The following is a 25369-nucleotide window of genomic DNA, read 5'->3' on the forward strand; positions in this document are numbered from 1 at the left end:
ATATTTTGTACAAAATCTGCACAACATCTGTCGGAGCATCAGTGCCCCGCGGATAGCATTTACGTATCAGGCAAGATACATTTCCGCGCCCCGCCGGGCCAGCCGGCGGCGGTGTCCAATTTTCTCGCGTGGTGCTGTCCGACTTGCAGCGCCCGATTTGCAGTTCGAGGAATCTTCGTTGCGCAGTCCAGGCAGTTTCCGCCACGACATCAACGGCCTGCGGGCCTGGGCGGTTGTCGCGGTGGTCTTGTATCACTTTGGTATCAGCGGCTTTACCGGCGGCTTCGTCGGCGTGGATGTCTTCTTCGTCATCTCCGGCTACCTGATGACCGGCATCATCCTTGGTGCGCTGGCTGCCCCAGCCGGTTTCTCCTTCTGGAACTTCTACCTCGCCCGTGCGCGCCGCATCCTGCCGGCGCTACTGGCACTCTGTGCGGTGCTGTTGGCCCTGGGCTGGTTCTTCCTGTTGCCCTCGGATTACCAGCGACTGGGCAAGCATGTGTGGGGCAGCGTGCTGTTCACCTCCAACCGCATGTTCATGAAGGAGGCCGGCTATTTCGATGTGGCCTCCCATGACAAGTGGCTGCTGCACACCTGGTCACTGTCCGTGGAGTGGCAGTTCTACCTGCTATTCCCACTGCTGCTGGTGGCCGCGTGGCGATGGCTCGGCGGGCACCGCTGGTTGCTGGCGCTGCTCGGTTCGGTGGCGTTGGCCTCTCTGGGCTACTGCGTCCTGCTGGCCGACAAGAACCCTTCACAGGCGTTCTACTTCTTCCCCTCCCGTGCCTGGGAGCTGCTGGCCGGCGGTGTCATCTTCCTGATCCAGGCACGCTGGCAACTCAGCGCACGCCAAAGCGTATGGATAGAGCGTGCCGGCATGGGATTGATCATCGGCTCGCTGCTGCTCATCACACCGGAGATGAGCTGGCCTGGCCTGCTGAGCCTGATCCCGGTCAGCGGCGCCGCGCTGGTGCTGCTGGCACGGCGTGACGATGCCAGGCTGACCGCCAATGGCATAGCGCAATGGCTGGGAATCCGCTCTTACTCGATCTATCTCTGGCATTGGCCGGTAGTAGTGGCCCTGGCCTACCTGGAGCTGTCCCGACAGCCAATGGCAATCGCCGCCGGCCTGGCGCTGACGCTGATACTGGGGCACCTGTCCTATCACTGGGTGGAGCAGCCCAGCGGCCGCCGCCTCGGCAACCTGCGGCCAATGGCAGCAACTGCCGCTGTGGTCGGCGCCATGCTGGTGGTGATAGGGCCGGCAAAGGTGGTGCGCAAGGCGGACTTTGTGAATCGCCTGCCCGAAGCCGTGCAACGCGTGGACGACGAGCGCGATAACCGCAACCCGCGCCTGGACGAATGCGACGCCAAGACCGAATGCCAGTACGGCGGCCCGAACACCCGTGCCATCGTACTGGGCGACAGCCACGCCCAGGCCATCGTGAACGCCATCGTCGCCAGCCTGCCATCCCCCAACGACGGCGTACTGTTCATCGGCACCAGCGGCTGCCCGATCATCTTCGGCGCCCAACTGGACACGCCCAAACAGGAAATCTGCCAGAAGATTCTCGGCCGCCTGCAACAACGCCAGGCCGGTCTCCTGCCGGGCACCCCGGTGATCGTGATCAACCGGGCGTCCTATTACCTCTTCGGTGGCCTGGTAGGTGAGGCGGACGAGACACCGAACAAACCCAAGCTGTATTTCGACGAACCCGAGGACACCGCCAGTAAGGCGCTGTTGGCCGAATACCGCGAGCACTACGTGGCCACCGCCTGCGCGCTGGCGGCGAATCATCCGCTGTACCTGGTGCGTCCGACCCCGGAAATGGGCGTGCGGGTGCCGGAGGCCATGGGCCGAGCCATGCTGCTCAAGCGTGAGCGCAAGCTGTCCGTGAGCCAGCAGACCTACCGGCAGCGCAACGCCTTCGTCAGTCAGGTACAGGATCTTGCGGGCAAGCAGTGCGGCGCCCATCTTCTGGACCCGATACCTTACCTGTGCGATGGCCAGCAGTGCTCGGCCAGCCGCGATGGCCGCCCGCTGTACTACGACGACGATCACCTGAGCGAATTCGGCAATCGCCTGCTAGTGCCGATGTTCCAGCCGATCTTCGCGGAGCGTCTTGCCGGTGAAGGACATGCCGCCTCGCCCCGGAAGGCGGAGCAATCGCCGCTCTGACCGGCGACTAGCCGCACTGCAATCGACAAGAGCCCGGCATCCGCCGGGCTCTTGATTCAATGGCAGTGATAGGGACTTTCACCTTCCAGTTCCTGGTCCGACTCCACGTCCCTGATGGTGACGATAGCCTTCGGGTAGACCGAGCACAGTGAGTTGCGCACGGTGTAGATGCCGCTGCCGTGGGCGAGGAACTTGCCCTTGCTCAGCTCCTTGCCCGACTCATCGTGAGCGGTGACCTCGTAGTTGCCGGTCATGGTGATGCAGCCGGCGAGCGCCAGCAGCGAGAAAATGGGAACGAGGACTTTCATTGATTCTCCTTTGACGCGAGGCGCCTCTCCAGCCATGGCATAGGGGGTGCGCAGCTGTCGATCCTTGACGTGTTCGCGAGAGCGGGAAATTGCCAGCCGACCTGGCCCGGCAGATGCGAATACGACCTGAAACGGTCGTCGCAGTTCAGCCAGCGCTCCCCGCAAGAGCGCTGGTTGACGGAGTTTCAGATGAGAGGCTGCCTCAGCGCTTGCCCATCGAGCGACGCGAACCGCGCGGGTGCGGCGGGCGGAACTCGGCCTTGTCGTGAGCCTTGCGGTGCTGATAGGCGGACGCAGCCTGCTTCTGTGCAGCAAGCGCAGCCTTGGCCAGCTCGGCCAGGGAAAGTTTGGGTTGTTCCTGCGCGTTATCGGCGCTGTCGTCGCGGGGTGGTTGCTGGGAGGACGTCATGGGTAGACCGGTTCTGAAAGTGTCGAAACGGCGCACATGATAGCCGATGTCGCCCTCTTCCGGCTGCCTGCCCGCACGAGTGGTGCAGGCAGAGTGTTCAGTTCGGCAGGAGATGCCATCAGCTCGGTGGGAAGAGCGTGTCCGGGCGGGTCACGTACTCGGTCGCTTCCGCCTCGGTCATCACCCAGATCTGGCTGATCCGGCTATCCAGGCCCATCTTGATGCCGACGAACTTCCCGGTGATATTCGGCAGCATGCCGTAAACCATGAAGCGATTGGTCTCGTCGCGGATACGGATGGACACCGACAGCGGATAGCTGATGGTCTTCTCATACAGGCCGATGGTGATGACCCGGCGCAGCAGGCTCGGTTTCGGTCGCTTCAGGGTGATCACCGGATACACCGCACTGTCGACGAAGCCCACCATCATCCCCGAGGGAATCACCCGGTCGGCCAGCGCCGGGCTGCTCAGCCCCAGCATCAGGGCCAGTGCGCCGAGCAACCGGAAAGTCCAGCGTTGCATCGAAGCGCGTGAAGGTACTGCTGAAGTCATCGGATTTCCCGCCCTGGTTTTCCTGCTTTCGTTATCGCCCGGTTGAAGACTCCGGATCTGAGCGTGGAGCGTAGCGGTTCGCCGAGCCGCTGTCCGCACATTGATTCACAGCCTCCGGAGATTCCCAGGGCGAGATGGCGGGTCGTCACGCGACATTCCCATGCAGCCCGGCGTCAAGCGGCCGCTCAGCAGATTGCGAGAGGAGTTTCCGCGCTCTATCGTGACGACTCCGCTGCCATATCGAGAATCCTTCATGAGCGCCCTTCGCGAAGCCCTCGCCCGTTTTCCCCGCCTCGACCTGGCCGGCAGCCCGACGCCGCTGGAAAAGCTTGAACGCCTGTCCACATCCCTGGGCCGCGAACTGTATGTGAAGCGTGACGACACCACACCCTTCGCCCTGGGCGGCAACAAGGTGCGCAAGCTGGAATTCCTCGCCGCCGATGCACTGAAGGCCGGCGCCGATACGCTGGTCACCGCTGGCGCGATCCAGTCCAACCATGTGCGCCAGACCGCCGCCGTTGCGGCGAAGCTCGGTCTGCGCTGCGTGGCGTTGCTGGAAAACCCCATCGGCACCGAGGATCGCAATTACCTGAGCAACGGCAACCGCCTGCTGCTGGACCTGTTCGGCACCGACATCGAACTCGTGCCCAACCTCGATAGCGCGGACGAGCTGCTGGCACACACCGGTGAACGCCTGCTCAGCGAGGGTCGCAAGCCTTACATCGTACCCATTGGCGGCTCCAACGCGCTGGGCGCCCTGGGCTACGTACGCGCCGGGCTGGAGCTGGCCGAGCAGGTTCAGGCCAGCGGCCAGGAGTTCTCCGCCGTGGTACTCGCCTCGGGAAGCGCCGGTACCCATGCAGGCCTTGCGATCGCACTGGCCGATGTGCTGCCGCAGCTGGACGTGATCGGCGTGACCGTTTCGCGCACCGATGCGGCACAAAGGCCAAAGGTGGAAGGACTGGTTGAGCGCACGCTGCAACTGCTCGGCCACGAAGTGCAGGCGGTGCCGACCGTGCACTTGTGGGACCAGTACTTTGGCCCGCGCTACGGCGAAGCCAATGCCGGGACGCTCGATGCGATCCGCCTGCTGGCGAGCCAGGAAGGCCTGTTGCTGGACCCCGTGTACACCGGCAAGGCGATGGCGGGATTGCTCGACGGCATCCGCCGGGATCGCTTCGTAAAACCCGGACCTCTCCTCTTCCTGCACACCGGCGGTTCGCCGGCATTGTTCGCCTATCATTCGGCGACTTGACCTACATGCCAACCAGAACTAGGCATGTAATTTTTTATTATTTTATTGCATAACGATTCCGACCCTATAGTCGCCACGCGTTGACTAACCTGCTTAAAACACCAAAAACGGGGACCACCATGACCTTCTCCGCACTGCGACGCCATTTCCTGCTTGCCAGCCTGACCCTCACCCTCGGCGCCGGCCTCTTCGGCCAAGCCCAGGCCGCCGACGACCTGCTCGCCCAGATCAAGGAAAAAGGCCAGGTGCGCGTGGGCCTGGAAGGCACCTACCCACCCTTCAGCTTCCAGGACGAAAACGGCAAGCTCGCCGGTTTCGAAGTCGACTTCTCCGAGCTGATCGCCAAGGAACTGGGCGTCACCGCCAAGCTGCAGCCGACCAAGTGGGACGGCATCCTCGCCGCGCTGGAATCCAAGCGCCTTGACCTGGTGATCAACCAGGTGACCATCTCGGAAGAGCGCAAGAAGAAGTACGACTTCTCCGAGGCGTACACCGTTTCCGGCATCCAGGCGCTGGTGCGCAAGGGTGACGAAGGCAAATACGACGCGCCGGAAAAACTCGCCGGCGTGAAAGTCGGCGTGGGCCTGGGCACCAATTACGAGCAATGGCTGCGCGAGCATGTGCCCCAAGCCGACGTGCGTACTTACGAGGACGACCCGACCAAATTCCAGGACCTACGCAGCGGCCGCATCGACGTGATCCTGGTGGACCGTCTGGCCGCCTTCGACATGGTCAACAAGACCAAGGGCGCCATGGCCCTCACTGGCGCGCCCTTCGCCCGCCAGGAGGCCGGCATCGCCCTGCGCAAGGGCAACCCGGAATTGCTCGCAGCGCTGAACAAGGCCATCGAGAAATTTCGCGCCGACGGCACGCTGAAGAAACTCTCGGAGAAATGGTTCCAGGCTGACGTCACCCAATGATCGAAGAAAGCCTGCAGCTTGCGCTGGATTCCGCGCCCTTCCTACTCAAGGGCGCGATCTTCACGGTAGTCCTCAGCGTAGGCGGCATGTTTTTCGGACTACTGCTCGGATTCGTACTGGCGCTGATGCGCCTGTACGGATTCACTGCCGTGCGCTGGCTGGCGCGCATCTACGTGTCGTTCTTCCGCGGCACGCCGTTGCTGGTCCAGTTATTCATGATCTATTACGGCCTGCCCCAGGCCGGCATCGAACTCGATCCGCTGCCGGCGGCGCTGATCGGCTTCTCGCTGAACATGGCCGCCTATGTCTGCGAAATCCTCCGTGCCGCCATCGGCTCCATCGACAAGGGCCAGTGGGAAGCCGCCGCCAGCATCGGCATGACCCGCGCCGAGACTCTACGCCGGGTCATCCTGCCGCAGGCTGCCCGCACCGCCCTGCCGCCGCTCGGTAACAGCTTCATCTCGCTGGTCAAGGACACCGCCCTGGCCGCCACCATCCAGGTCCCGGAACTGTTCCGCCAGGCCCAGTTGATCACCGCGCGCACCTTCGAGGTCTTCACCATGTACCTCGCCGCGGCGCTGATCTACTGGATCCTCGCGAGCATCCTGTCGCACCTGCAGAACCGCCTGGAAGACCGGGTCAACCGCCACGACCGGGAGCAAGACGCATGATCGAAGTCCGCCAGCTGACCAAGCAGTTCCGCGGCCAGGAGGTGCTCAAGGGCATCGACCTGACCGTCCAGCCCGGCGAAGTGGTCGCGATCATCGGCCCCAGTGGCTCGGGCAAGACCACCCTGCTGCGCTGCCTGAACCTGCTGGAGGTGCCCAACGGCGGGACCATCCAGGTCGGCGACATCCTCATTGACGCCTCGCGGCCGCTCAGCGGCCAGCAGGGGCTGATCCGCAAGCTGCGACAGCACGTGGGCTTCGTCTTCCAAAACTTCAATCTGTTCCCCCACCGCACCGCGCTGGAAAACGTGGTGGAAGGCCCGATCATCGTGAAGAAGGAGCCGCGCGCCCAGGCCATTGAGCGCGCTCGCCAGTTACTGGCGAAAGTCGGGCTGGCCGGCAAGGAAGATTCCTATCCCAAGCGCCTCTCCGGCGGGCAGCAGCAGCGCGTCGCCATCGCCCGCGCCCTGGCCATGCAGCCGGACGTGATCCTCTTCGACGAACCGACTTCGGCACTGGACCCGGAGCTGGTCGGAGAGGTCCTGGCGACCATCCGCGGCCTGGCCCAGGAAAAGCGCACCATGGTCATCGTCACCCATGAGATGAGCTTCGCCCGCGACGTCGCCAACCGGGCGATCTTCATCGACAAAGGCGTGATCGTCGAACAGGGCGATGCCAAAGCGCTGTTCGCCCACCCGAAGGAAGAGCGCACCCGCCAGTTCCTCAGCAAATTCCTCGATCAGGGCGACAAGCGCGCTGCCGAATAGAATCGAATTAATCGATCTATATCTGCCGATATTTGCGCTTTTTTATCGATCATCTGCGAGAGAAGATAGTCCCATGAACCGCGCGGACTGGCCCACCGGCCAGCCGCGCCCCACGAGGACTAAGTCATGATCGAACGCAGACCCTTCCAGCAACTCGGCGGTGCCAACCACGGCTGGCTCAACGCCAAGCACCACTTCTCCTTCGCCGAGTACTACGACGCCGAGCGTATGGACTGGGGCAACCTCCGCGTCTGGAACGATGACGAAATCGCCGCGGGCACCGGCTTCCCACCGCACCCGCACCGCGAGATGGAAATCATCACCTACGTCCGCCAGGGCGCGATCACCCACCAGGACAGCCTGGGCAACAAGGGCCGCACCGAAGCGGGTGACGTACAGGTGATGAGCGCGGGCTCGGGCATCGTGCACTCCGAGTACAACCTGGAGAAGGATGTCACCAAGATCTTCCAGATCTGGATCATCCCTTCGGTACGCGGCGGCACACCGTCCTGGGGCGCCAAGCCCTTCCCGAAGGGCGATCGCGCCGGGCGCTTCGTAACCCTGGCCAGCGGCTATGAAAACGACGCCGACGCCCTGCGCATCCGCGCCGAAGGCCGCCTGGTCGCCGCCACCCTGAAGGCAGGCCAGACTGCCAAGTACGAGCTTGGCGGCAATCGCCGGGGCTACCTGGTTCCGGCGGTGGGCAAGGTCGAGGTCAACGGTATCGAGCTACTGGCCCGTGACGGCGCCGCAATCGCCGATGAGGCCGTGGTGAAGGTCACCGCACTCGAAGACAGCGAAGTGATTCTGGTGGATGTTGCCTGACCCAGGCCGCAGTAACGAAAAAAGGCACGCCTCACGGCGTGCCTTTTTTGGCCCAAGGTTTTTCAACGCTTGCGACAAAGGCTCATGCCATCGCCAATCGGCACCAGCGAATAGTCCACTCGCTCATCCAACTTCAAGGCCAGGTTGAGTTGCTGGATCGCGCGGGTATCCGCACTCTCCGGGTTGGCCTCCAACACTCGTCCACTCCACAGTACGTTGTCGAAGACCGCCAGCCCGCCCACACGCAGCAGAGCCAGCGCGTGCTCCAGGTAGGTGAGGTAATTCGCCTTGTCGGCGTCGATGAAGACCAGGTCGAAAGCACCGTGCTGATCGCCTGCAACCAGGGCTTCCAAGGTGGCCAGTGCAGGTCCGAGCCGCAGCTCGATGCGCGAGTCGACGCCAGCGTCGTGCCAGTAGCTGCGTGCAATGTCGTTGTACTCACCCGGCAGGTCGCAGCAGAGGATATGGCCGCCTTCGGGCAGCGCCTCGGCCATGCACAGGGCGCTATAGCCAGTGAAGGTGCCGATCTCGAGGATTCGTTTCGCGCCGGTCAGCCCGACCAGCAGCGCGAGGAACTGCCCCTGCTCCGGAGCGACCTGCCAGCGAAACATCGGTAACCTGGCCGTCTCGGCGCGCAATCGTGCCTTCACTGGCGTATCGCGCAGGGAAACGTCGAGCAGGTACTGATAAAGCGAGTCGTCGAGGTTCAGCGTGCGGGTGGTCATGGGCCCTCCTGAGTGTCAGGGATGGAGGGCGAGACTCTGCACGGCGAGGACGCGCTTGGCTTCCAGGAAGGCTTTCTGCCAATAGGCACTGTCAAGGCTGTCCAGGCGCACGGTCCCGCCCGTTCTGGGCGCGTGAACGAAGCGCCCTTCCCCGACATAGATACCCGCATGACTGACGCCACGTCCACCGCTGGTAGCGAAGAACACCAGGTCACCACTCTGCAAGGATTCGCGGCCAACGGTCGGCGCGCGCATGGAAATCATCTCGCGAGTGGAACGCGGCAGCATCAGGCCGGTGGCATCGCGATAGACGTAGCCGATCAGGCCGCTGCAATCGAATCCGCTATCCGGCGTATTACCGCCCCAGCGATATGGCGTGCCGACCAGGGCAATGGCACGGATCAGAACATCGTCGGCAGCCTGGGTGTTGTAGACGGGAGCAGCGTTAGCGCGCACTACGGGAGGGGGTGCAGGCGGAGTGCGACTGGCGCAGGCAGCCAGCGAGGCAAGAATAGCGAGGAGAATGATGCGCTGAGGAACGAGCATGTGATGGCATCCCGTCAAGGAGTGCCATCACTTTGTACCAACAGTGACTTGAGCGCAATACTTAAAGTAAAACTTTAAGTTTAGCGCGTCACCGTCTTCGGCTCGTAACCCGGTTCGAGCACGCGCTTGGCTTCCATGTAGCTCAGGCGCCAGTAGCTCTCGTCCAGGCTGTCCACGCGCACACCGCCGCCACGGCGGCTGGCAGAGTGGATGAACTGTCCGTCACCGATATAGATGCCGGCATGGCTGACCCGACCGCGACCACGGTTGTTGAAGAAGATCAGGTCGCCCGGCTGCAGGTCTTCTTTCGAGACCAGCGGGACATCCATGTTGATCATCTCACGCGTGGAACGCGGCAGGCTGATGCCCGCTTCTTCGCGGAACAGATAGCCCACGAAGCCGCTGCAATCGAAGCCGGTCCGCTCCGACTTTCCACCAAAGCGGTACGGCGTACCGATCAGCGAGAAAGCGCGGTCCAGAATGTCGGATACATGGGCAGTCGAACTGCCGTTATCGTTTTTGGCCCCCTCGTCCTGCGACTCATTCTCCAGCACTATCTTGTGCTGATTGACCTGGAAGGCGGCTCGAGTGGCAGGTGCTGAAGCGACCTGGTTCGGCTGCGATTCCGGCGAATGGCTGGCGCAAGCTGCCAGCAGCAGAACGAAACTCATGGGCACGAGGGGTGCTAAGCGTTTAAGCATGGGCACGACCGTGTCTCATTAGCTCCATTTATTAGCGGGCTAATTTGCCCGCTCAATGGGACCAATGCAAGTTTTTTATCGCGGAATGTGACTCAGCAGGCGCGGCATAATGTCTAAGGCTCGACCCACCATTCTTTCTTCGACCACCGAACTCAGGTCGGTCAGCCCCGGATTCACCTCGGCGGTGAAGCCTCCAGCATCCCGAGTTCGCAGCACGGGCTCGATGATGTACGGGAAGCTCGCGGTGGTCCCGACCAGCAGAACAGCATCGAAACCCTTGCGCAGTTGCGCATAGAGCGTATCGATGGCCTCTTCCGGCAACATCTCCTCGAACAGCACTACCGGCGGGCGCAGCACACCTGCACAGCGCGCGCACTTCGGTGGTAGCGGGCCATCCAGGTGCCCTGCCAGCTCGGCGCTTTCCAACCCACACGACTGGCAGTACAGCGGCGCCAGTTCGCCATGGATCTCGATCAGTCGCTCGGCCGGCGACCCAGCGCGCCGGTGGAAACCATCGATGTTCTGGGTGAGCACCCAGCATTCCGGCTTGAGCCTCTGCAATTCAGCAATGGCCTCATGACCAGCGTTGGGCTGCGCGCCCAGGCAGGCCTTGCCCAGTTCCGCCAGGTACTTCCAGCACAGCGCCGGGTCCTTCTGCAGCATCGGCCCGGAGATCGCCACTTCGATGGGCACACCTTCTGCCGTCCGGCCGTTGTACAGGCCGCCCAGGCCGCGATAGGTAGGCATCCCGGAGTCGGCGGAGAGCCCGGCACCGGTAATCACCAGGATGCGTTCTGCGCGAGCCAGCGCCGCGCCAGTACGTTCGATCGCCGAGTCCATGCGCCCTCCTCCGCGGCGGGACCGCGTATCAGTGGTTGACCGTGAAAGCCAGCATCATGGAAATCTGGCACAGCGGACGGCCGCTTTGTTCCTGCCATTGATTAAAGGCAGCCTGCACCAACGCCAGATCCTTCTGGCTGGTGGGCGCCTTGTCGACTATCTCCTGAGCCTTGAGCGCGGCAACCACATCGTCGCCGAGGACGAACGTATCCTTGCCGGCCATGCGCAGGAAACGCGGCGCAGACATGCCGCCCAACTGACTACCACGCTTGGCCAGCAGCTTCCAGAGACCGACGATGTCACTGGACGGCCAACTGGCCAGGAGTTTGCCGAAACTGCCGTATTCACGAGCAATGTCCAGGACGAACTGGGCGTTGCGCGGCACGCTCTTGAGCTTGCCCAGGTGACGAATCAGCCGGGCGTCCTGCATCAGGTTTTCCAAGCGCTCGCCGCCCATCAGCACGACCTTCTCCGGGTCGAAACCAAAGAAGACCTCCTCGAAGGCCGGCCACTTGGCGTCCACCAGGCTGTGCTTGAGCCCGGCGCGGAAGATGCGCAGGCTGATCAGCGACAGGTAGCGATCATCACCGACCTCCACCAGTTCCGCCGGCGACCTGGCCTGGGGCAAGCGTGCTTCCAGCGCCTCGACCGAGCCAAAGCGGTTCAGACAGTATTCGTACAACCACTGGTAGTCGCGCATCGGGCGTCCTTGCGGGCTTTCGTTCTTTACGGAGATCAGAGGTTCATCACGTCGAGGAAGCGCGGAGTGGCACTCTCGTCGATGCGCAGGCTGTTGAAGTCGAACAGGTTGCGGTCCGCCAGTTGCGACGGCACCACGTTCTGCAGGGCGCGGAACATGATCTCGGTGCGGCCCGGCGACTTGCGCTCCCAATCCAGCAGCATCTCCTTGACCACCTGGCGCTGCAGGTTCTCCTGCGAACCACACAGGTTGCACGGAATGATGGGGAATTCCTTGAGCACCGAGTAGGCTTCGATGTCCTTCTCGTTGCAGTACGCCAGCGGGCGGATCACCACGTTGCGGCCGTCGTCGGAGAGCAGCTTGGGCGGCATGGCCTTGAGGGTGCCGCCGTAGAACATATTAAGGAAGAAAGTTTCCAGGATGTCGTCGCGGTGATGCCCCAGCGCCATCTTTGTTGCACCGATCTCATCGGCGTAGGTGTAGAGGGTGCCACGGCGCAGGCGCGAGCACAGCGAGCAGGTAGTCTTGCCCTCCGGGATCTTCTCCTTCACCACCGAGTAGGTGTCCTTCTCGATGATGTGGTACTGCACCCCGACGGACTCCAGGTACGCCGGTAACACGTGCTCGGGGAAGCCGGGCTGCTTCTGGTCCATGTTCACCGCGACGATCTCGAACTGGATCGGGGCGACCTTCTGCAGGTACAGCAGGATGTCCAGCAGGGTGTAGCTGTCCTTGCCGCCGGACAGGCAGACCATCACCTTGTCGCCGTCCTCGATCATGTTGAAGTCGGTGACCGCTTCGCCAACCTGGCGGCGCAGGCGTTTCTGCAGTTTGTTCTGATTGACCGAAAGGGTGCTGGCCATGGTGCTCTGGAATCCAAAGGGCAAGACGAAAAGCCGGTCATTTTACGCGCAAAGCGACGCGTACCCCAGCCCCTCTATCGGGCTGCTGCTAATCTGACAGCATGACGCACGATCTCGATCCTTCCCTCGAACTGACGGACCAGCTCCTGCAGTTGCTACGGGAAGCGCCTGAAGGAATCTCCGAATTCCAGCTGATCCAGCAATTGAAGGCTCGGCACTCCACCCGCGTGCCCAACCTGCCGCTGACCGACAAGCTGGTGTTGTTCCGCACCCATTTCATGGTGTTCAACGCGCTGTATCGACTGCGTGACCAACTCTGGGGAGAAGGCGCCGCGCATCTGGAGATCGGTCCGCTGCAGATTCGCCTCTCTCCTTATATGCAGGGTGTGCAGGCTCTCGGCGAACAGGACGCGCTACGCGCCTATTACCTCGATGAAAAACACTTGAAGGAAACCACCGAGCGCGATGTGGAGAAGTTGCTGGAAAGCTTCTGGACGCGCATGCAGGGCAACGAGGAAAAAGCCGCGGCATTGGCACTCTTCGAGCTGGAAGACGGCCCGGTGGATTACGCGCTGATCAAGCTGCGCTACCGCCAACTGGTGAGCCAGCACCACCCTGATCGCGGCGGCAGCACCACTCGGTTGCAGTCGATCAACAAGGCGATGGAAATTCTGGAGCGCTATTACAGCCGCCCGTGAAACTTCCATTTGCTCTAAACCCGCGGACGACGTGGCTTGCAGCCATTCCTATACTGCGACTTAAGGTCGCATAGGTCGGCCGGGCACCGGATGACGCTGGCTACGCGTACCTGGCGCCTCGCTGGGGGGCGACCTTCTATAAGAAGAGGAGAATGCTGACATGATCCATCATGTGTGGGGGCTCTTCACCCATCCCGATCAGGAATGGCAAGACATCCGTGGCGAGGAAGAATCCATCAGCCACATGTACCTGACCCACGTCCTGATCCTCGCTGCCATCCCGGTCATTTCCGCCTACATCGGCACCACGCAGGTCGGCTGGGTATTGGGTAATGCGGGACCGGTCAAGCTGACGGCCGCCAGCGCGATCCAGCTGACCATCATGACTTACATCGCCATGCTCGCCGGCGTCGCCGTGATGGGCGCCTTCATCCACTGGATGGCTCGTACGTACGACGCGTCGCCATCGCTGACCCAATGCATCGTCTTCGCTGCGTACACCGCGACTCCGCTGTTCATCGGCGGCCTGGCGGCGCTCTATCCGCACCTGTGGCTGGGCATGATCATCGGCACCGCCGCGATCTGCTACACGGTCTACCTGCTCTATGTCGGCATCCCGACCTTCATGAACATTCCCAAGGATGAAGGTTTCCTGTTCTCCAGCTCCGTGCTGGCGGTAGGACTGGTGGTGCTGGTGGCGATGATGGCCCTGTCGGTCATCCTCTGGGGCAGCGGCGTCGGCCCGGAATACACCTGATTTCACTTTCTGCAAAAGAAACCGGGCCCTTGTGGCCCGGTTTCTTTTGGGCTCCTCGCAGGAGCGAGCGGCACTTGCCTGAAACTCGTGCGGCTTGCCTGAAGCTGCACCCCGGACGAGCGGCCGCGAGAAATCCTCCACCGGCGCGCCGACTGCGGCATAATCTTGCCCCGTCGGAGAACCACTGTATGCCTGAACAGCTCAACGCTCGCGTCGAAGCCTGCTACCAGCAGGCCGAAGCCTTCTTCCAGCGGCGCTTTCCCCGCCCGGAAGTGAGCTTCCGGCTACGCGGCCAGAAGGCCGGCGTCGCCCACCTGGATGAAAACCTGCTGCGTTTCAACCCGCAGTTGTACCGGGAAAACCACGAACACTTCCTGCAGCAAACCGTGGCCCATGAAGTGGCGCACCTGATCGCCCACCAGATGTTCGGTCCGCGCATTCGCCCCCACGGCGAGGAGTGGCAACTGATCATGCGTGGCATCTACGGCTTGCCGCCGGACCGCTGCCACACCTACGAGATCAAGCGTCGCCGCTCCACCCGCTACCTGTATCGCTGCCACTGTGGAGAGGGAAACGAATTCCCCTTCTCCTCCCAGCGTCACAACCTGGTCACCCAGGGCCGCCGCTACTATTGCCGGCGGTGCCGCGCCACCCTGGTATTCACCGGCGAAACCCGCCGCGAGTGATGCTGCTCAGGCGATGACCTTGGCCGCCTTCAGCGCTGCAACCTGTTCGTCGGTGTAACCCAGTTCCGCCATCACCTGCGCCGTGTGTGCTCCCAGCGCAGCGCCGATATGGCGTGGCTCGGGCAGGCCGGCGGAGAAACGGATCGGGCAGGCCACCTGCCGTTGCGCCCCGCCTTTGCCGTTGGGCACCTGCGTGACCACACCCCGCTCACGTAACTGCGGATGTTCCACCGCCTCGGCCAGGGACAACATCGGCTCGACACAGGCGTCCAGCGCGGCAAAGCGCTCCTGCCAGTGAGCGAAGTCCTGCTTCTCGAACTCGATGGCGATTTCACGCTTGAGCGCCTGCTGCTCTTCCGGCTTGGGCGACAGCCCGCGCGCGGCCAGCTCCGGGCGGCCGATGGCGGCGCAGAACTGTTGCATGAACTGCGGTTCCAGGCTGCCTACCGAGAACCAGCGGCCATCGCGGGTGCGGTAGTAGTCGTAGAAGCTGCCACCGTTGAGCGCGAGGCCTTCCATCTCCGGCTCCACTCCCGCCGCGAGATAGCCGGCGCCAGCCATGCCGTGCAGGCTGAAGGCACAGTCGGTCATGCTCACGTCGACCTGCTGCCCCTCACCCGTCTGTAGCCGATGGATGACTGCCGCCAGCAGGCCCATCACACCATGCAGCGAACCACCGCCAATGTCCGCCAGTTGCACGCCCAGCGGCAATGGGCCGGTCTCGCGGCGGCCGGTATAGCTGGCCACGCCGGCCAGGGCCAAGTAGTTGATGTCATGCCCGGCGCGGTCGCGCAGCGGCCCGGTCTGGCCGTAGCCGGTGATCGATACGTAGATCAGCTTCGGGTTGATCGCCTTGAGCGCCTCGTAACCGACGCCGAGCTTGTCCATCACGCCGGGGCGGAACTGCTCCAGCACGATGTCGTATTCCTGCACCAGTTGCTTCACCACCTCCACCGCCTCGGCTTGCTTGAGATCCAGAGCAATGCAGCGTTTGTTGCGGTTGAGGTAGGCGTGGCTGGCGGAGGTGCCGTCCACGTGCGGCGGCAGCACACGCACCAGATCCATGCGCGTGGGCGATTCCACGCGCAACACCTGGGCACCCATGTCGGCCAGCAGCAACGAGGCGAACGGCCCCGGCAGCAGGGTGGAGAAGTCGAGGATCTTCAGGGAAGCGAGCGGGCCGTTCATGGGCACTCCTGTTTCGCTCAATCGATGCGTGGGCGCCGCGCCTCAGAGCTTCATGCCGCGGCTGATGATCTCTTTCATGATCTCCGAAGTACCGGCGAAGATGCGCTGGATGCGCGCATTCGCGTACATCTTGCAGATCGGATACTCCCACATGTAACCCCAGCCGCCGTGCAGTTGCACGCCTTCATCGACCACCTTGCAGAGCAGCTCGGTGGTGAACAGCTTGGCTTCGGCGGCCACTTCGGGGGTGAGCTTCTTCTGGTTGTGGTCCATCACGCAGCGGTCGGTGAAGACCTGCGCCACGTCGATCTGCGTACGCATCTCGGCGAGCTTGAAGCGGGTGTTCTGGAAATGCGCAATCGGACGGTCGAACGCCTTGCGCTCCTTCACGTAGTCGACGGTCGCGTTCAGCGCGGCCTCGGCGCCAGCCACCGCGCCACAGGCGTTGGTCAGTCGCTCCTGCGCCAGCATGTTCATCAGGTAGAGGAAGCCGCCCTTGGCGTCGCCCAGCAGGTTTTCCTTGGGCACCTTCACGTCGTTGAAGAACAGCTCGGCGGTATCCTGGCTCTTCATGCCCAGCTTCTTCAGATTGCGCCCGCGCTCGAAGCCCTGCATGCCGCGCTCGACCACGAACAGGCCCATGGCGTGCTTGTTCGCCGGGTCGGTCTTGGCCGCGACTATCACCAGGTCCGCCAGCAGGCCGTTGGAGATGAACACCTTGGAGCCGTTTAGGACGTAGTGATCGCCCTTGTCCACCGCCGTGGTGCGCATGCCAGCCAGGTCAGACCCGGCGGAAGGCTCGGTCATCGCCACCGCCAGGATGCTCTCGCCACGGATGATCCCGGGCAGCCAGCGGGCTTTCTGCTCAGCGTTGCCATACTCGGCGATGTAGGGGCCGCACAGCGCCGAATGTAGCGGGATCATGAAACCCGGCTCGTTGATGGCGGCCAGTTCCTCGCACATGATCTGTTCGTAGCGGAAATCCTTCAGAGCGGTTCCGCCGTACTCCTCTTCTGCCCAGGGCAACAGGAAGCCCATCTCCCCCGCCTTGCGCCAGACGCTGCGGTCCACCACGCCGGCTTCTTCCCATTCGTCCTGGTGGGGCACCACTTCCTTGTCGAGGAAGGAACGGAATGCATCGCGGAACAGGTTGTGTTCGGTCTCGAAGTGATTGCGCAGCATGATCGACTCCCGGTGGGTTGAGTGCCCGCAGGGTAGGTGCTGGCCGCGCGCGGCCTCAATGACGCGAGCGCTCAGGGTCGATTGACGCAATCGCCCAGCAGATGCGAGTGTGAAACTTCCCAAAGCTGCACCGGAGAGCGCCCGCATGCAGATTCGCCCTTTCCAGGCGGAAGACTTCCCGCCGTACGAAAGCTGGTTCGCCGACCCCGTGCTCTTTGCGCAGCTTGGCCCGATGGACCGTGACTGGCTGGAACAGCTGCTGACCTCTCCGGACAGAGTCCTGTACAGCATCCTGCGTGGCGATCTGCTGGTGGCGGTAGTGGGTATTTGCCTGCCCAACCCCGAGCATCCGTACTATTTCGTCACTGATCTCGCCGTGCGCCCGGAGTTGCGCGGCTCAGGCGTAGGGCGCGCAGTGATGGCGCTGGTGATGAGCCGAGCGGAACTGCAGAGCAGCCCCTTGTGGCGCGCCAGCGTGAGGCCCGACAACCAGGGGGCGCTGGCCTTCCTCATCAAGCTGGGCTGGACGCGGCTGGAAATGGGCAATCCGTTCGATGAACTGCTCGAATTCGAATTCCGCCAGCGCCCGGCGAGGCCCGGCTTTCGCTGAGGCAAACCGTGCAGGAGCGAGCTTGCTCGCGAACGAGGCTTCAGACTGCTCCGGCATGCAGCAGGTTCGCGAGCAATAACGATGGCGTCCCCCTCGATCCTACAGAAAAGCTTTCCGACTCCCATAAAAAAACCCCCGCCGAGGCGGGGGTTCACACAAAGGAGTCAAACGGTATTGCTGTAGTTCTTAGAACACGTACTGCAGACGGGTCACGACACCGTTGCCGTCGTCGTCGCCGTTGGCATTGCGGATGCCGTCGGTGCTGACGTGGACGTAGTCCAGGGAGACCTTCACGGCTTCGTTGGCGTACCAGTTCACACCGATGGTGTTGGTGCTGGCCTTGGTGTCGCCCACGTCGCGGGTAGCGGTAGCCACAACCACGTTCGGGTCATCGACCTTGATGTGGTCGTAACGGTAGAAGACTTCCCAGGCACCGATTTCCTTGTTGGACGGCTTGATGGTGTCGAACTTGGCGCCATCGAGCTTGTACACGCGGGATTCACCGGTGATGGTGTAAGCCAGTTGGCCGTAGTAGCCGTCAGCCTTGATGTCTTCGTAAGCGTCGGCATCAGCCTTCAGCTTGCGCTTCAGGTATTCGGCCTGAGCGGAGAACGGGCCGAAGGCGTAGGCGAATTCAGCACCCCAGGTGGAGTCGTCCTTGTAGGAACCGGCCGGGCTCAGGGTGGCGCCGCCGAAGGTAGCGCGGTTGCCGTTGTCGCCAGCATCGTTACCGCCGTTGGTGGCGATACCACGCATGCCCAGACGCGGACGGATGCGGGAGTCGAAGGCTACGTCGTCCAGGTCACGGTAGGCGTAGTCCACACCAATGTGCAGGACGTTGCCGTCGGTGTTCAGCGGAGCGAACACGCCACGGAAGTTGAACTGCTTGACGCTGTCGCCGTCGGTGTCGTCGGCATCCTTGGCGTATACGCCGGCGTCCAGGTAAGCCATGTTGGCGACGACGCCGCCAACCTGGGCACCCATGCCGTCCTGGTGGGTGTTGATCCAGTCAGCCAGTTCGTAGGCAGTGGTACGCTCGGTGGCGGTGACCCACTTGGAGCTGGTGGCTTTTTCCAGACCGAAGTCCGGGTCGAAGCGGCCGAACTTCAGGGTTACCGGGCTGAAGCCGGTGTAGCTGAAGGAAGCCTCGTCGAAGTAACCGTTGTCAGCGTTACCGGAGTTGTGGGACATGTCGTAGTTGATCTGGTATTTCCAGTCTTTGTAGACAGTGCCGCCCAGTTCCAGGTAGGCGCGGCGGAAGTAGGCGCCGTCACCGTTGTTGCCGTTCTTGGTGTAGAAACCATCGAAGCGGCTGTAATCCGCTTGCAGACGGCCACCGAGCTTGAAGCTGAATTCCTTGTCGGTGGTGCCAACTTCAAGACCGCCCTTGGTCTTGATCACGATATCGGCGCCATCGGTGGTGACTGTGCCTGCGAAAGCCTGGGCGGAAACGGCCAGTGCCAGGGCAGTGGCGGCGTAACCGGCGAAGTGCTTACGGATCATCGAAGATTCCCCTTAATGGTATTTGCGTTGAACACGCCGAGTGCCTGGCTGCTGCGCGCCCCCCAAGGACTCGCACAGGCCGTTCTGGCGGCCCCCGTTTGTGTTGCTGGGAATCTTGGCGAGGGGTTATTTCAGATCGGTTGCTCGTAGATAAAACTTTTATTACAAAGGAACTTTTGATTTCCTTATGGCATAAAGGCTCAGGACCACGCCCGACTAGGCTTTCAGCCGTTTCTGTCGGCCTCTTTGGCGGTATGCTCCGACCTCACATCTGAAAGACAGCGCCTTCAGGCTTACCCATGCATGAACTGCAACCCTTGATCCAGCAGCACGGCCTGACGCTGCTGTTCTTCAACGTCCTGCTGGAACAACTCGGCTTGCCGATTCCCGCCTATCCGGCATTGATCGTCGCCGGAGCACTTGCCCTGCAGGGAAGCGGCGTTCCATTGGGGCAGGCGCTGGCCGTGGCCGTGTGCGCCTGCCTGATTGCCGATTTGATCTGGTTCAGCGCCGGGCGACGCTATGGCGGCTTCATGCTGCGCAGCGTGTGCAAGGTTTCGCTGTCGCCTGACAGTTGCATCCGCCAGAGCCAGAGCCTGTACCTGCGCATCGGGCCGCGGGCGCTGCTGATCTCGCGATTCCTCCCCGGTGCCAGCGCGCTGACCACCACCATGGCCGGCATGACCCGCACGCCGCTGCCACGCTTCCTTGCGTACGACTGTGCCGGCGCCGCGCTCTGGGCGGGCTCGGCGCTGATGCTCGGGAGCATCTTCAGCGATGCCGTGGACCGTGTCCTGGGTTGGCTCACCGAGTACGCGAGCCTTGGTATAGCGGTGCTGCTGGGCGCCTTCGCGCTGTTCATCGCCTGGAAGCTCTGGCAGCGCTTCAGCCTGCTCAAGCGCACCGCGCGGATTCCACGCATCAGCGTCGATGAGCTGCGCGCACGCCTGGACGCAGGCCAGCCACCGCTGATCCTCGATGTGCGCGCGCAATTCGATGACGAGGCCATTCCCGGCTCCATCGCCTTCAGCCTGGACGGGAAGCTGGACGAGCTGCGCGACAGCCTGGAGGACAAGGACGTGGTGATCTACTGCGCCTGCCCCCACGAGCTTTCCGCAGCGATGCTGGCGGAGCGGCTGCAGGCTTTTGGGCATCCGCGTACCTGGGCCCTGTCGGGGGGATTGGATGCGTGGCGGGCGCAAAGCCTGAGCTGAGGAGTCGCCTGCAGGAGCGCGCCATGCGCACGACCGCAGGCATCGGCATCACCCGGACGTCTCCGGCAAACGCCATCCTACGGCGCTGCTGGGAACGCCAGTTCGCGAGCAAGCGCGCTCCTACAGAAAGCTCTTAGCGCCGTGCGCTGTCCCGGCGAAGCTCGGCGAGATGGTCAGCCAGACGCTCCGAGTCCGGGCGAGGCGGTTCTGGCAGCAGGCGCAGGGTCGCCTGGGTCAGGCGCATCTGCCGCAGGTAGCGCCGGCAGTGGCGGCACAGCAGCAGGTGCCGGCGCAACGCGATCTTCTCGCGCCAGCCCAACTGTTCGTCCAGCAGGTCGCTGGAGCGCGCCACCAGTTCCTTGCAGGTCAGCATTCCCCGGTCTCCTCGAAGTGCTCCACGGTGGCGAACACCTTCAGCCGCGCACGGTGCAGCAGCACCCTGGCATTGGAGAGCGAAACCTCCAGCAGATTACAGATCTCCTCCAATTCCAGGCCCTGGCGCTCACGCAGCAGCAACACGCTGCGCTGCAATTCGGAGAGGCTGAGCAGGGTCTTTTCCAGGCATTGGCGCAGCTCGTCCTCGGCCAGCAGGGCCTCGGGCGAGTCCTCGTGCCACGCCAACGGCGCCGGGCTCCAGTGGCCGTCGGCGGCGAAGCGGGAATCGTCGATGCTGCCGTGAGGCGCAGGCAGCTCGTCCAGCGAAACGTCGCGACGAACCTTGCGCAGGCGGGATTTGGCGGTGTTGGCAGTGATGGTTAGCAGCCAGGTCTTGAGGCTGGAGCGGCCCTGGAAACCATCGAGGTTGCGCACAGCGGCAAGCCAGGCGTCCTGCACCACCTCGTCGGCATGGGCGCTGCCGAGAATGGCGATGGCGACGGCGCGCATCGCACCCTGGTAGGTCGCGACCAGGGTGCGGAAGGCCTGCTGGTCACCGGCCAGCAGGCGCGACAACAGCTCGTTGTCGTCGGCGGGCACGATCAGCGCTTGCGCAGGATCACGCTGCCGATGGAGTAACCGGCGCCGAAAGAGCTCAGCACGCCGATGGAACCGGCGGGCAGGTCGTCCTGGTACTTGTGCAGGGCGATCACCGAGCCAGCCGAGCTGGTATTGGCGTAGGTGTCGAGGATCACCGGCGCCTCGTGCGGCTCGGCGTCGCGGCCGATCAGCTTGCGGGTGATCAGCAGGTTCATGTTCAGGTTGGCCTGGTGCAGCCAGAAGCGCTTCACGTCGCTGACCGGGATGTCGTTCTGCGCCAGGTGCTCGCCAATCAGCTCGGCAACCATCGGGCAGACGTCCTTGAACACCTTGCGGCCTTCCTGCACGAACAGCTTGTCGCGAGTGCCGATGCCCTCTTCCGCCGCGCGGTTGAGGAAGCCGAAGTTGTTGCGGATGTTGTTGGAGAACTGGGTCAGCAGCTTGGTGCTGACTACGTCGAACTGGTGCTTGGAAGTCGCCTGGTCGGCGCGCTCGATGATCACGGCGGTAGCGGCGTCACCGAAAATGAAGTGGCTGTCGCGGTCGCGGAAATTCAGGTGGCCGGTGCAGATTTCCGGGTTGACCATCAGAATCGCGCGGGCCTGGCCCAGCTGCACGCTGTTCACCGCGGCCTGGATGCCGAAGGTGGCCGAGGAGCAGGCGACATTCATGTCGTAGCCGAAGCCCTGGATGCCCAGGGCAGCCTGCACTTCGATGGCCACAGCCGGGTAGGCGCGCTGCAGGTTGGAGCAGGCGACGATCACGCCGTCGATGTCCTCGGGCTTGCGGCCGGCGCGTTCCAGCGCCTGTTTGGCAGCGGCAGCGGCCATCTCGCAGAGGATGCCCCAGTCGTCGTTGGAGCGCTCCGGGATGCGCGGTGCCATGCGCTGCGGGTCGAGGATGCCTTCCTTGTTCACCACGAAGCGGCTCTTGATGCCCGAAGCCTTCTCGATGAACGCCGAGCTGGACTCGGAGAGGGCTTCCACTTCGCCCTTGGCAATGGCGTCGGCGTGCTGGTCGTTGTAACTGCGGACGTAGCTGTTGAAGGATTCCACCAGTTCATCGTTGGAGATGCTGAACGGCGGGGTATACAGGCCGGTTCCGCTGATCACGACTTTATGCACGGTCAATCCTCTTCAATTCTCAAAGCCGCCGGGCCGGGCGGCTGGGTTAGGCAGCAAGGTGCCCGCGCATTGGCCGGCACCGAATATTCATGGGCTTGCGCGCCCTGCGCGAAGCCTCTGGGATGGCAATCCCTGCAACCGGGCAGTGTGCCACTCCCTTGCCGGGGCGGCACCTTTGCCCGCCCGGCGGTTTGCGGTTTCACCTCAGGTGCGACCGCTGGTCGCTGATTATGCTGCAAAATTCGCCGAAAAGCCGCCGTGCGAGGACGGCATTTACGCAAGATTACAGACGCAAATCACGCCATGCCTGCCCTGAAGCAAGGGATTGATTTTTTCCACCGGCACCATAGGCACGGCGTTAGCGCGCCAGAGCGCGCGAATCCTTATCCTGCGAACCATTCCCGACATTGCCAAGGAGACTTCAGGATGAATGCTGCGAATCGCCCGGAAATGGACGAACAGACCCTGGAATTCGCCAATCAGGTGATCGACCTCGCCCGCCAGGGCGACACCGAGCGCCTGGCCAGCCTGCTGGGCCAGGGCCTGCCGGCCAACCTGCGCAACCACAAGGGCGACAGCCTGCTGATGCTGGCCAGCTACTACGGCCACCACGACACCGTGGCCGTGCTGCTGGAGCACGGCGCCGACCCGGACCTGCGCAACAATGCAGGCCAGACACCGCTGGCCGGCGCCGCCTTCAAGGGCGACCTGGAGATGGTCCGCCTGCTGCTCGGCCGCGGCGCCCAGGTGGAAGGCGCCTCGCCCGACGGCAAGACCGCGCTGATGATGGCCGCGATGTTCAACCGCCCGGAAATCGTCCGCTGCCTGCTGGAGCACGGCGCGAACCGCGATGCTCGCGACGCCAGCGGCCTGACTCCGCTGGCCGCGGCAAGAATGATGGGTGCAACCGACACCCTGGCGCTGCTCGAAGCCGCCTGAGTCAGTCGATGCGCACGTGCTCGGCGAGGAAGTCGAGCACCGCGCGTACCCGTGCGGGCAAGTGCCCCGGCTTGCCCAGATAGAGCGCATGCATGGGCTTGCGATCGCCGGGGTTGAAGTCCGCCAGCACCTCCACCAGCCGTCCGGCAGCAAGATCCCCGCGCACCTGGAACTCCGCCAGTCGCGCCAGCCCTAGTCCCGCCAAAGCCAGGTGGCGCACGCTGTCGCCGTCACTGGCCAAAAGGTTGCCATTGGGCTCGGGATCGTCCGCCTGCTTGCCGAGGAATGGCCAGTCCGGCTCGACGCGCCGGTAGCTGAAGCCCAGGCAGTTGTATGCGCGCAACTCACGCGGATGCTGTGGCGTACCGTGTCGCGCCAGGTACTCGGGTGCGGCGACAATCTTGTGCCCGGACTCCCCCAGTGAACGCGCCACCAGCCGCGAATCCCGCAGCGGTCCGCTGCGTACGGCGACGTCTGCACGCACTTCCAGCAGGTCCACCACTTCATCGGTCAGTTGCAGGTCCAGGCTGACGCCGGGGTAGCGCTCGAAGAACAGCGGGAGCGCCGGAATGAGGAATTGCCGCCCCACTGGCAGGTTGCAACTGATGCGTACCCGGCCCTGGGGCTCGGCGCTGGCCGAGGCTTCGCGCTCAGCTTCGTCCAGGTCGGCGAGGATGCGCAGGCTGCGCTGGTAGAAGGCCGCGCCCTCGGCCGTGAGCTGCTGGCGTCGGGTTGAACGGTTGAACAGCCGCGCGCCGAGGCGATCCTCCAGGCGCGCCACCAGCTTGCTCACTGCCGAGGGTGTCATCCCGCACTGCTGCGCGGCGGCGGTGAAACCGCCGGTTTCCACCACGCGGATGAAGACTTCCATTTCGCCGAAGCGGTTGACGTCAGGGCGCGCCATGTTGAATTCAATTCACAGGTGATTTGCTCAAAGGCAGTCTATATCAGCAATACGCGCGGAGATAAGGTGGCGCCCATTCTACGAATCACTAGGGAGAGCCATCGTGCCCATTGCCTTGTATGCCTTGACCGCCGGTGCCTTTGGCATCGGCGTTACCGAATTCGTGATCATGGGATTGCTGCTGGAGGTCGGCCAGGACTTCGGCGTGTCGATCTCCGCTGCGGGCCTGCTGATCTCCGGCTACGCCCTCGGCGTGGTGCTCGGCGCGCCGTTGCTCACCGCCCTTACCGCGCGCTGGCCGCAGCGCCGCACGCTGCTGGGGCTGATGGTGATCTTCACCCTCGGCAACCTCGCCTGTGCCCTGGCACCGGACTACGCCACGCTGATGGCCGCGCGGGTGCTGACCTCCTTCGCCCACGGCACCTTCTTCGGCGTCGGCTCGGTGGTCGCCACCAGCCTGGTGCCGGCCGAACGCCGCGCCTCGGCCATCGCCCTGATGTTCACCGGCCTGACCGTCGCCACCATCCTCGGCGTCCCGCTGGGCACCTGGCTCGGCCAACTGTATGGCTGGCGTGCGGCCTTCTGGGTGGTGACCGGCATCGGTGTGCTGGCCCTGGCGATCCTGGCGATCTACCTGCCGCGCAACGGCGCTCCGCCGGCGGCCGGCAACCTGCGCGACGACTTCCGCGTGCTGAAGCGCCCGGCCGTGCTGCTTGGCCTGCTGACCACCGTGCTCGGCTTCGGCGGCGTGTTCACCGTGTTCAGCTACGTGTCGCCGCTGCTGACCCGACTCGCCGGCTTCTCCGAAAGCGCCGTGTCGCCAGTGCTGCTGGTATTCGGCGGCGGGCTGGTGCTGGGCAACCTGCTCGGCGGCAAGCTGGCCGACCGCAAGCTGGTGCCCGCCCTGCTTGGCAGCCTGGTGGCGCTGGCGGTGGTCATGGGGTTGATGAGTTTTGCGCTGCAGAACCAGATCGCCGTGGTCGTCTTCATTGCCCTGCTCGGCGCCGCCGGCTTCGCCACCGTGCCACCGCTGCAGATGTGGGTGCTGGAGAAAGCCCATGGCGCCGGCCAGAGCGTGGCAGCCAGCTTCAACATCGCCGCGTTCAACCTGGGCAATGCCCTGGGTGCCTGGCTCGGCGGCATGACCATCGACCACGGCCCAGGCCTCGCCGCACTGCCCTGGGTCGGCGCCCTGCTGCCGCTCGCAGCCATCGCCACGGCGCTGATCTGCCTGCGCCTGGAGCGCGAACCGGCGTTGCCGGCGGGCACCGTCCAGCAGGCCCGGTGAACGATCGGCGAATCCGCACTGTCGAGGAAAGGGGCGCGCACT

29 protein-coding genes are annotated in these 25369 nt (G+C 63.5%); 13 read left to right on the forward strand and 16 right to left on the reverse strand.

Features of this window, described 5'->3' with window-relative positions; translation table 11 throughout:
* The first annotated feature begins 178 nt into the window (after nt 1-178).
* Nucleotides 179-2179 (forward strand): acyltransferase family protein, encoded by a 2001-nt coding sequence (locus RS899_RS19560; protein ID WP_315807875.1) that lies wholly within the window; start codon nt 179-181, stop codon nt 2177-2179.
* A gap of 56 nt (nt 2180-2235) precedes the next feature.
* Here RS899_RS19560 and RS899_RS19565 read toward each other — a convergent pair whose 3' ends face one another.
* The 3 genes from RS899_RS19565 to RS899_RS19575 all read right to left on the reverse strand — a co-directional run bounded on the left by RS899_RS19565 (nt 2236) and on the right by RS899_RS19575 (nt 3419).
* Nucleotides 2236-2487, reverse strand: a complete 252-nt coding sequence (locus tag RS899_RS19565) for a hypothetical protein (RefSeq protein WP_233299126.1) — start codon at nt 2485-2487, stop codon at nt 2236-2238.
* Between the two features lie 202 nt (nt 2488-2689).
* Nucleotides 2690-2896 (reverse strand): hypothetical protein, encoded by a 207-nt coding sequence (locus RS899_RS19570; protein WP_054907451.1) that lies wholly within the window; start codon nt 2894-2896, stop codon nt 2690-2692.
* Nucleotides 2897-3014: 118 nt separating this feature from the next.
* Complete coding sequence (locus RS899_RS19575) at nt 3015-3419, reverse strand: hypothetical protein (protein WP_315807876.1); 405 nt, start codon at nt 3417-3419, stop codon at nt 3015-3017.
* 283 nt (nt 3420-3702) lie between these two features.
* On the opposite strand from RS899_RS19575, the gene RS899_RS19580 reads away from it, so the two are divergent.
* The 5 genes from RS899_RS19580 (at nt 3703) to RS899_RS19600 (ending at nt 7884) form a co-directional block, all read left to right on the forward strand.
* Nucleotides 3703-4704 (forward strand): D-cysteine desulfhydrase, encoded by a 1002-nt coding sequence (locus RS899_RS19580; RefSeq protein ID WP_315807877.1) that lies wholly within the window; start codon nt 3703-3705, stop codon nt 4702-4704.
* A gap of 119 nt (nt 4705-4823) precedes the next feature.
* Nucleotides 4824-5624, forward strand: coding sequence for a cystine ABC transporter substrate-binding protein (gene tcyJ, locus RS899_RS19585; RefSeq protein WP_024764584.1), 801 nt, complete (start codon nt 4824-4826; stop codon nt 5622-5624).
* Nucleotides 5624-6295, forward strand: a complete 672-nt coding sequence (gene tcyL, locus RS899_RS19590; RefSeq protein WP_024764585.1) for a cystine ABC transporter permease — start codon at nt 5624-5626, stop codon at nt 6293-6295. The genes tcyJ and tcyL overlap by 1 nt, the downstream gene beginning before the upstream one ends.
* On the forward strand, nt 6292-7059 hold the full coding sequence (gene tcyN / locus RS899_RS19595) for an L-cystine ABC transporter ATP-binding protein TcyN (protein ID WP_226045476.1): 768 nt from the start codon (nt 6292-6294) through the stop codon (nt 7057-7059). Before tcyL ends, tcyN begins: the two co-directional genes overlap by 4 nt.
* Nucleotides 7060-7185: 126 nt before the next feature.
* Entirely contained in the window at nt 7186-7884 is a 699-nt protein-coding gene (locus RS899_RS19600; RefSeq protein WP_315807878.1) for a pirin family protein, read from the forward strand.
* Between the two features lie 62 nt (nt 7885-7946).
* Here the strand turns inward: RS899_RS19600 and RS899_RS19605 are convergent, their stop codons facing one another.
* From RS899_RS19605 to ttcA, 6 genes are all read right to left on the reverse strand, one after another.
* Nucleotides 7947-8609: a class I SAM-dependent methyltransferase gene (locus RS899_RS19605; protein WP_315807879.1), complete on the reverse strand. Its 663-nt coding sequence runs from the start codon at nt 8607-8609 to the stop codon at nt 7947-7949.
* Nucleotides 8610-8624: 15 nt separating this feature from the next.
* Nucleotides 8625-9155 (reverse strand): C40 family peptidase, encoded by a 531-nt coding sequence (locus RS899_RS19610; protein ID WP_315807880.1) that lies wholly within the window; start codon nt 9153-9155, stop codon nt 8625-8627.
* Between the two features lie 80 nt (nt 9156-9235).
* Nucleotides 9236-9862 (reverse strand): C40 family peptidase, encoded by a 627-nt coding sequence (locus RS899_RS19615; RefSeq protein ID WP_139092981.1) that lies wholly within the window; start codon nt 9860-9862, stop codon nt 9236-9238.
* Between the two features lie 69 nt (nt 9863-9931).
* Nucleotides 9932-10696 (reverse strand): NAD-dependent deacylase, encoded by a 765-nt coding sequence (locus tag RS899_RS19620; protein WP_315807881.1) that lies wholly within the window; start codon nt 10694-10696, stop codon nt 9932-9934.
* 28 nt (nt 10697-10724) lie between these two features.
* Nucleotides 10725-11396 (reverse strand): DNA-3-methyladenine glycosylase I, encoded by a 672-nt coding sequence (locus tag RS899_RS19625; protein WP_054907442.1) that lies wholly within the window; start codon nt 11394-11396, stop codon nt 10725-10727.
* A 35-nt stretch (nt 11397-11431) separates the two neighbouring features.
* On the reverse strand, nt 11432-12259 hold the full coding sequence (gene ttcA / locus RS899_RS19630) for a tRNA 2-thiocytidine(32) synthetase TtcA (RefSeq protein WP_054907441.1): 828 nt from the start codon (nt 12257-12259) through the stop codon (nt 11432-11434).
* Nucleotides 12260-12360: 101 nt separating this feature from the next.
* Here ttcA and RS899_RS19635 point away from each other — a divergent pair, with 101 nt between their 5' ends.
* The 3 genes from RS899_RS19635 (at nt 12361) to RS899_RS19645 (ending at nt 14400) form a co-directional block, all read left to right on the forward strand.
* Nucleotides 12361-12957 (forward strand): DNA-J related domain-containing protein, encoded by a 597-nt coding sequence (locus RS899_RS19635; RefSeq protein ID WP_054907440.1) that lies wholly within the window; start codon nt 12361-12363, stop codon nt 12955-12957.
* 160 nt (nt 12958-13117) lie between these two features.
* Entirely contained in the window at nt 13118-13714 is a 597-nt protein-coding gene (locus RS899_RS19640; RefSeq protein ID WP_024764594.1) for a Yip1 family protein, read from the forward strand.
* Between the two features lie 188 nt (nt 13715-13902).
* Nucleotides 13903-14400, forward strand: a complete 498-nt coding sequence (locus RS899_RS19645; protein WP_315807882.1) for a SprT family zinc-dependent metalloprotease — start codon at nt 13903-13905, stop codon at nt 14398-14400.
* A gap of 6 nt (nt 14401-14406) precedes the next feature.
* Here the strand turns inward: RS899_RS19645 and RS899_RS19650 are convergent, their stop codons facing one another.
* Nucleotides 14407-15588, reverse strand: coding sequence for a CaiB/BaiF CoA transferase family protein (locus RS899_RS19650; RefSeq protein ID WP_313464566.1), 1182 nt, complete (start codon nt 15586-15588; stop codon nt 14407-14409).
* A gap of 42 nt (nt 15589-15630) precedes the next feature.
* Complete coding sequence (locus tag RS899_RS19655) at nt 15631-16770, reverse strand: acyl-CoA dehydrogenase family protein (RefSeq protein ID WP_315807883.1); 1140 nt, start codon at nt 16768-16770, stop codon at nt 15631-15633.
* 145 nt (nt 16771-16915) lie between these two features.
* On the opposite strand from RS899_RS19655, the gene RS899_RS19660 reads away from it, so the two are divergent.
* Nucleotides 16916-17380, forward strand: a complete 465-nt coding sequence (locus RS899_RS19660) for a GNAT family N-acetyltransferase (RefSeq protein ID WP_315807884.1) — start codon at nt 16916-16918, stop codon at nt 17378-17380.
* A gap of 186 nt (nt 17381-17566) precedes the next feature.
* Here RS899_RS19660 and RS899_RS19665 read toward each other — a convergent pair whose 3' ends face one another.
* Nucleotides 17567-18883: an OprO/OprP family phosphate-selective porin gene (locus tag RS899_RS19665; protein ID WP_054907436.1), complete on the reverse strand. Its 1317-nt coding sequence runs from the start codon at nt 18881-18883 to the stop codon at nt 17567-17569.
* Nucleotides 18884-19182: 299 nt separating this feature from the next.
* Here RS899_RS19665 and RS899_RS19670 point away from each other — a divergent pair, with 299 nt between their 5' ends.
* The gene (locus RS899_RS19670; RefSeq protein WP_233299114.1) at nt 19183-20097 is read left to right on the forward strand and encodes a DedA family protein/thiosulfate sulfurtransferase GlpE; all 915 of its coding nucleotides are present in this window, start codon (nt 19183-19185) and stop codon (nt 20095-20097) included.
* A gap of 133 nt (nt 20098-20230) precedes the next feature.
* Here the strand turns inward: RS899_RS19670 and RS899_RS19675 are convergent, their stop codons facing one another.
* Genes RS899_RS19675 through RS899_RS19685 form a run of 3 tightly spaced genes read right to left on the reverse strand, consistent with a single transcriptional unit; the run spans nt 20231 to nt 22196 of the window.
* Nucleotides 20231-20470, reverse strand: a complete 240-nt coding sequence (locus RS899_RS19675) for an anti-sigma factor family protein (RefSeq protein WP_054907433.1) — start codon at nt 20468-20470, stop codon at nt 20231-20233.
* Nucleotides 20464-21072: an RNA polymerase sigma factor gene (locus RS899_RS19680; protein ID WP_054907432.1), complete on the reverse strand. Its 609-nt coding sequence runs from the start codon at nt 21070-21072 to the stop codon at nt 20464-20466. Before RS899_RS19680 ends, RS899_RS19675 begins: the two co-directional genes overlap by 7 nt.
* A gap of 2 nt (nt 21073-21074) precedes the next feature.
* The gene (locus RS899_RS19685; protein ID WP_233299113.1) at nt 21075-22196 is read right to left on the reverse strand and encodes a beta-ketoacyl-ACP synthase III; all 1122 of its coding nucleotides are present in this window, start codon (nt 22194-22196) and stop codon (nt 21075-21077) included.
* Nucleotides 22197-22622: 426 nt separating this feature from the next.
* Between RS899_RS19685 and RS899_RS19690 the strand changes: the two genes are divergently transcribed.
* Nucleotides 22623-23135, forward strand: coding sequence for an ankyrin repeat domain-containing protein (locus RS899_RS19690; RefSeq protein WP_315807885.1), 513 nt, complete (start codon nt 22623-22625; stop codon nt 23133-23135).
* Between the two features lies 1 nt (nt 23136).
* Here the strand turns inward: RS899_RS19690 and RS899_RS19695 are convergent, their stop codons facing one another.
* Nucleotides 23137-24039: a LysR family transcriptional regulator gene (locus tag RS899_RS19695; protein ID WP_315807886.1), complete on the reverse strand. Its 903-nt coding sequence runs from the start codon at nt 24037-24039 to the stop codon at nt 23137-23139.
* A gap of 103 nt (nt 24040-24142) precedes the next feature.
* Here RS899_RS19695 and RS899_RS19700 point away from each other — a divergent pair, with 103 nt between their 5' ends.
* Nucleotides 24143-25327 carry an MFS transporter gene (locus RS899_RS19700; protein ID WP_315807887.1) on the forward strand — a complete coding sequence of 395 codons (1185 nt, stop codon included), beginning with the start codon at nt 24143-24145 and terminating at the stop codon, nt 25325-25327.
* Nucleotides 25328-25369 lie beyond the last annotated feature (42 nt).

The sequence above is a fragment of the Pseudomonas sp. C9-3 genome, assembly GCF_032392015.1.
Classification (GTDB): domain Bacteria; phylum Pseudomonadota; class Gammaproteobacteria; order Pseudomonadales; family Pseudomonadaceae; genus Pseudomonas; species Pseudomonas nitroreducens.